3 protein-coding genes are annotated in these 6,000 nt (G+C 61.7%); all 3 read right to left on the bottom strand.

Annotated features, from left to right (window positions below):
- Positions 1-226 precede the first annotated feature (226 nt).
- The 3 genes from B2W22_RS04350 to ppsA all read right to left on the bottom strand — a co-directional run bounded on the left by B2W22_RS04350 (position 227) and on the right by ppsA (position 5,892).
- Entirely contained in the window at positions 227-1,099 is an 873-nt protein-coding gene (locus B2W22_RS04350; RefSeq protein WP_286936317.1) for a DUF4123 domain-containing protein, read from the bottom strand.
- 7 nt (positions 1,100-1,106) lie between these two features.
- Positions 1,107-3,257: a type VI secretion system Vgr family protein gene (locus B2W22_RS04345; protein ID WP_286936315.1), complete on the bottom strand. Its 2,151-nt coding sequence runs from the start codon at positions 3,255-3,257 to the stop codon at positions 1,107-1,109.
- A 268-nt stretch (positions 3,258-3,525) separates the two neighbouring features.
- The gene (gene ppsA, locus B2W22_RS04340; protein ID WP_286936313.1) at positions 3,526-5,892 is read right to left on the bottom strand and encodes a phosphoenolpyruvate synthase; all 2,367 of its coding nucleotides are present in this window, start codon (positions 5,890-5,892) and stop codon (positions 3,526-3,528) included.
- Between the last annotated feature and the right edge of the window lie 108 nt (positions 5,893-6,000).

The following is a 6,000-nucleotide window of genomic DNA, read 5'->3' as shown; positions in this document are numbered from 1 at the left end:
GATTCGCTCACACTGCCCACTCTGCTTGGCTTATTCAAATGCTCGGGCAAAGACGGAAGGAGTTTGCGCTGTTCGGCGCTACCTCCCACGACGCCATACCGTAGCGGAAGTATCGTGAAGGTCCGAGTGCAAGTTACCTCTGCCCCGCGATTCAAGATTCCATCGAGAAGCGTGCGATTCTCCGCACACGCATTAAAGGTGTCGTTCCAATCGAACATTGACGTCCTCAACCATTTTTTCTGCGCATGCGCACTTGCAGCGCCTGCGCCAGGGGTTCTCGCAGCGCTTTCGCCTCTTGCAATGCGTCGTTCCATGCCGAAGAACCGTCGAGCGCATTGCCTTGCAACGCCATCAAGGTCACGTAGTCGATCCGGTCGCTCTGTCGGCTCAGACCGATGCGATCCGCTTGAGCTAACAAGTCATGTACGAGTCCAAGCCGGGTGCCATGGCAGTTTTCGCGGTCGCTCTTCCTTTCAAGCGGCGCCCGAAGCTGGTCCGCCAGACGGTACGTGAGCGGGTCGCCCGCAAGCGCCTCCCAGCATGACTCGTCCAATTGAATAACTGGCGTGGGATACGGCTTGGTCGAACCGTGACCTGTAAAGTGTTTCCAGGCCTTGCGCTCTCGGTGGGGAAATGCCAGCCACCATGATCGGACCGGCGCCAGCCAGTCCGAGATTCCCGGGAGATCCTGGCGCGCATGAAGCACGGGAAAGGCCAATTCCGTGTGAAAGCGCAGCAAAAAGGTAGCGCCATCCGGGCCCTTCGCTGTCGTGGCATGGCCAAGGTGCTCGGCCAACTGAGGCGGCGACATGGCACTGGTCAGCCAGACGCAAACTGCGTCTCCGGCAATGCCAGCAACGTCGCAGAGAAAGTCGTACTGTCCTTGCAGGTTGTTCTGGGCGGAAGGCGTGAACAACCATGGGCCAATCTCGCGGAGATTCTCCAACTCTCGCTGCTGCAGTAGCGGCCAACCGGAGAATCGCTCCATCAGGTGCCTTCGGACATCAGCCTTCATGCGAGCCATTTCGATGATGGCTGTCAGCCCATGATCGGGGAGCTGGCGCAGTTCGTTTACAACGCTTTCAGAAAATGGATTCATGTGTGGCCTATCCACCGAACCGCACGACGCTGCGGCCTTCTGCGATGGCTTTCAGCAGGCATCCCACACAAACGGGTTCGCCGGGTTCCGGCGTGCCGTTGACGGAGATAGAGTTCGTGCCGCCACCGGGCTTTTGATTCATCGGACCCTCGATCAGAATGGCGACCCCATCAAGCGTGATACCTGACGCGTCGATTCGGATGGTTCCCCCAGGCCCCTTGATAGTCAGGCTCTCTGCCGCTTGGCTCTCAAAAATCTTCGTGCGCTGCCGGAGCGCCTGCCCCGCCTGCAGTTCCGAGTGCCCCTCGACCGTATGCTCCTGGTGTCCGCCTATACTCACCCAATGATTCGCTGCGGTCTTGTCGCGGCGGTTGTTGCCCACTTCCTCGGTGCGGTCCTTGGCGGTGTGGATGATGTGATTGCGCCCCACGGTCAAACAGTCATCCCGCCCTATGTCATGCCGCCGGTCCTGGCCGATGTTGACCTGTTCGTCGTTGCCCACCGTCTCCATGCGGTCGTGGCCGATGATGATGGTTTCATCGTTCTCGACCTGCTCGCTGCGGTCATGGCCCACGAACGTCGACTCGTCGTTGTTGACGTGGATGTTCTGGTCCTTCTGCGCATGGACGTAGATTTCTTCCTGGTCCTTCTCATCTTCAAAACGCAGTTCGTTGTACGCCTCGCCCTTGTGGGTCTTGCTCTTGATCGTCATCCGCGTCTTATGTCGCGGCAGTTCGTAGGGCGGCAATTGCAGGCGGTTGTAGGCGCGGCCGGTGATCACAGGCTGGTCCGGATCCCCATCGAAGTAAGAGACGATGACCTCCTGCCCAATGCGCGGGATGGCCATGTGACCCCAGGTCGCGCCGGCGATGTCCTGTGAAACGCGGATCCAGCAGGAGCTGCGTTCGTCCTCCTTGCCGAGCCGATCCCACGGGAACTGGACCTTCACCCGGCCGTACTCATCGGTATAGATCTCTTCATTGGGCGGGCCGACCACCATGGCGTTCTGCGGGCCATCGATGCGGGGCCTGCGTAGCGGTTCTGCCCGCCACTCGGCGTCGTCCGGGACCAGTTCGGCTTCGTAGCTGTAGTGCGTACCCATCTGGGCTTGTGCACTTTCCTCGGCCTGACTCGTGTGTTGGATGCCCCGGTGGACAATGCGTACCGGACGCCAGCCGCGGTTCAGGTCTTCGCGCGGATGATCGGCGAGGGTGAATGAAATGCCTGGCTGGAGCCGCGGGTCATCGCCTTCAACGAAGGCGACGCGCGAATCGCGGCGATGACCGCGCAGACGGTTCTCGGCGAAGGGCTTGCCGGCTTCGTCGAACTTGGCCCGAGCGGGATAGTCGTAGCGCTCGTAACGGCGGCCTTGGTCGTCCAGATCTCGGCCATCGCGGCTGTGCTGGTGGGTGTAGCGCGGATGGTGAAAGGTGTAGTCGCGCTGGGTCTGGCGCGCGGTGCGCACGTTCTCGGTGTACGAGAAGCGGCGCAGCGCTGGCCGTGGCTGGTCGCCGCCGGGAGTGGGGTTGTACTGAACCGGTTCATCACCGACGCGGCCATGGATGAACAGGCGGTCGCTGTGGATCAGCTTATGGCCCTCGGCGGCATGGCGGAAGGAGTAGAAAAAGCCTTCCTCGCGCATGATGCGCTCGACGAAGTGATAGTCGGTGTCGCCGGCCTGCACGCAGTATTCGCGCGCCTGGTGTTCGGTGGTGCTGCGCTGCTCGTAATCCTGGTTGAGGCCATGCGCCATGAGCACCGCCTCAGCGATCTGCGGGACGCTTTGCGACTGGAAGATGCGCCAGTCGGAACTTAGCTTCAGACGCGCGAGGCGCGGCTCGACGATGGCGGAATAGCGCGTGCGCCGAAAGCCCGTGTCGCCCTGGACGAACGACGAGACCGCGCCGTGCACGTAGCGCACGGGCTTGGAGCCGTGCCAGATCGTAAGCAACGCGGCGCGGTCCAGCACCACGCCGAAATCGATGGCGGAATTGGCGCTGGCCAGGTCCACTTCCAGCAGGAAGGTCTCGGACAACCCTTCCTGCAGCGTAAATTCGACGACTTCAAATGACTCGTCGCCAATGGTGAAAGTGAACCGCAGATCGGATTGAATAGGAATGACGTGCTCCCGCAGCGACAGACCTTTCGCACTTGCCATGAGCGCGCGGTCCGCCTATGGAAACGCGTCCGCTGCAAATGAAGAATTTCGCAATGGACGCGAATGGAATACGGGGTCCATTACGTCACACGATCCAATCTATGGATATCAGAAGACTCTTACTTTGATCGGGGGCATCTGAAGAGAGCATTCGTCGCCGAGGCTCGACGAGCACTTTTCCATTAGCGCGGCTGCGCCCCATTCCCACGCCGTATAAAAAAAGCCCCGCGTCCCATAAGGACGCGGGGCTTTCCCTTCAACCGGCCAATCAGTTCTTGGCCAGACGCTGCCACGTATCGACAACGGTGTCCGGGTTCAGCGACATCGACAGGATGCCTTCGTCCTTCAGCCACTGCGCGAAGTCCGGATGGTCGCTGGGGCCTTGGCCGCAGATACCCACGTACTTCTTGGCGGCCAGGCAAGCCTTGATTGCACGGCGAAGCATGAACTTGACGGCTTCGTCGCGCTCGTCGAAGTCGACGGCCAAGAGTTCCATGCCCGAGTCGCGGTCCAGGCCCAGCGTGAGCTGGGTCATGTCGTTCGAGCCGATGGAGAAGCCATCGAAGTACTGCAGGAATTCGTCGGCCAAAATGGCGTTGGACGGAACCTCGCACATCATGATCAGCTTCAGGCCGTTTTCGCCGCGCGCCAGGCCGTGCTTGGCAAGCAGGTTCACGACCTTCTCGGCCTGACCCAGCGTGCGCACGAACGGCACCATGATTTCGACGTTCGTCAGGCCCATTTCATCGCGCACCTTCTTGAGCGCTTCGCATTCCATGCGGAAGCACTCGGCGAAGTCTTCGGCGATGTAGCGCGACGCGCCGCGGAAGCCCAGCATGGGGTTCTCTTCCTCGGGCTCGTAGCGCGAGCCGCCAACCAGCTTGCGGTACTCGTTGGACTTGAAGTCCGACATGCGCACGATGACCGGCTTGGGGTAGAAGGCGGCGGCGATGGTCGCCACGCCTTCGGCCATCTTCTCGACGAAGAAGGCGCGCGGGCTGGCATGGCCGCGGGCGGCCGATTCCACAGCCTTCTTCAGCTCGCCGTCCACGTTCGGGTAGTCCAGGACCGCCTTCGGGTGGATGCCGATGTTGTTATTGATGATGAATTCCAGGCGAGCCAGGCCGACGCCGCCGTTCGGAATCTGGGCGAAGTCGAACGCCAGTTGGGGGTTGCCCACGTTCATCATGATCTTCAGATCGATGGCGGGCATGTCGCCGCGGCGCACTTCCTCGACCTCGGTTTCGATCAGGCCGTCATAGATGCGGCCTTCGTCGCCTTCGGCGCACGACACGGTCACGGCCTGGCCTTCCTTGAGCAGGTCGGTCGCGTTGCCGCAGCCCACCACCGCCGGGATGCCCAGCTCACGCGCGATGATCGCGGCGTGGCACGTGCGGCCGCCGCGGTTCGTCACGATGGCCGAGGCGCGCTTCATCACGGGCTCCCAGTTGGGATCCGTCATGTCGGTGACCAGGACGTCGCCCGGCTGGACTTTGTCCATGTCGGAGATGTCGCCCACCACGCGCACCGGACCCGAACCGATCTTCTGGCCGATGGCACGGCCGGTGATCAGGACCTGGCCGGTCGCCTTCAGGCGGTAGCGCTGCTGCACGTCATTGACGCCCTGCTGCGACTTCACGGTTTCCGGACGCGCCTGCAGGATGTAAATCTTGCCGTCGATGCCGTCGCGGCCCCACTCGATGTCCATCGGACGCTGGTAGTGCTTTTCGATGATGACGGCGTAGCGGGCCAGTTCGTTGACCTCGTCGTCGGTCAGCGAGTAGCGGTTGCGCTCGGACACCGGCACATCCACCGTGCGCACGGCACGACCTTCGGGGCGCTCGGGATCGAATTCCATCTTGATCAGCTTGGAGCCGATACGGCGGCCGACGATGGGATAGTGGCCCTGTTCCAGCGTGGGCTTGAAGACGTAGAACTCGTCGGGGTTGACGGCGCCCTGCACGACGGTTTCGCCCAGACCATACGAGGACGTGATGAACACGACGTCCTGGAAGCCCGATTCGGTGTCGATGGTGAACATGACGCCGGCGCTGCCCTTGTCGGAACGCACCATGCGCTGGATGCCGGCCGACAAGGCGACGTCGGCGTGGGCATAGCCCTTGTGCACGCGATAGGAAATGGCGCGGTCGTTGTACAGCGACGCGAACACGTGGCGGATCTTGTCCAGCACGTCATCGATGCCCACGACGTTCAGGAAGGTTTCCTGCTGGCCGGCGAACGAGGCGTCGGGCAGGTCTTCCGCCGTGGCGGAGGAGCGCACGGCAAACGAGCCCTTGCCGTCAGCATCGAGCTTGGCAAAGGCTTCGCGGATCTGCGATTCGAACTCGGGCGAGAACGGCGCGTCGACGATCCATTGGCGAATCTGCGCGCCGGCGGTGGCCAGTTCGCGCACGTCTTCGGGATTCAGCGTGGTCAGGCGTTCGGCGATCCGCTTGTCCAGGCCGGAGGCCTTCAGGAAATCGCGGAAGGCGTCAGCGGTCGTGGCAAAGCCGCCCGGCACGCGGACACCCGCGCCAGACAGCTGGCTGATCATTTCGCCAAGAGATGCGTTCTTGCCTCCTACCGAGTCCACGTCCGTCATGCGGAGCTGCTCGAACAAAACAACATACGACATTGAAGTCACCTTTTACAATGGAATGAAAGCGAGTTTGGTCAATGGCTGAATCGTGCTGTTTTTGATGCCGGAAAAACCGCGTTTTCCGGCCTTCGCAGAGCCGATTTC

Source organism: Achromobacter sp. UBA4530 (assembly GCF_002388205.1).
GTDB classification, from domain to species: Bacteria; Pseudomonadota; Gammaproteobacteria; order Burkholderiales; family Burkholderiaceae_B; genus Achromobacter; species Achromobacter animicus.
Note: the sequence above shows the minus strand (reverse complement) of the source record. Positions and strands in the feature narration are given on the sequence as shown.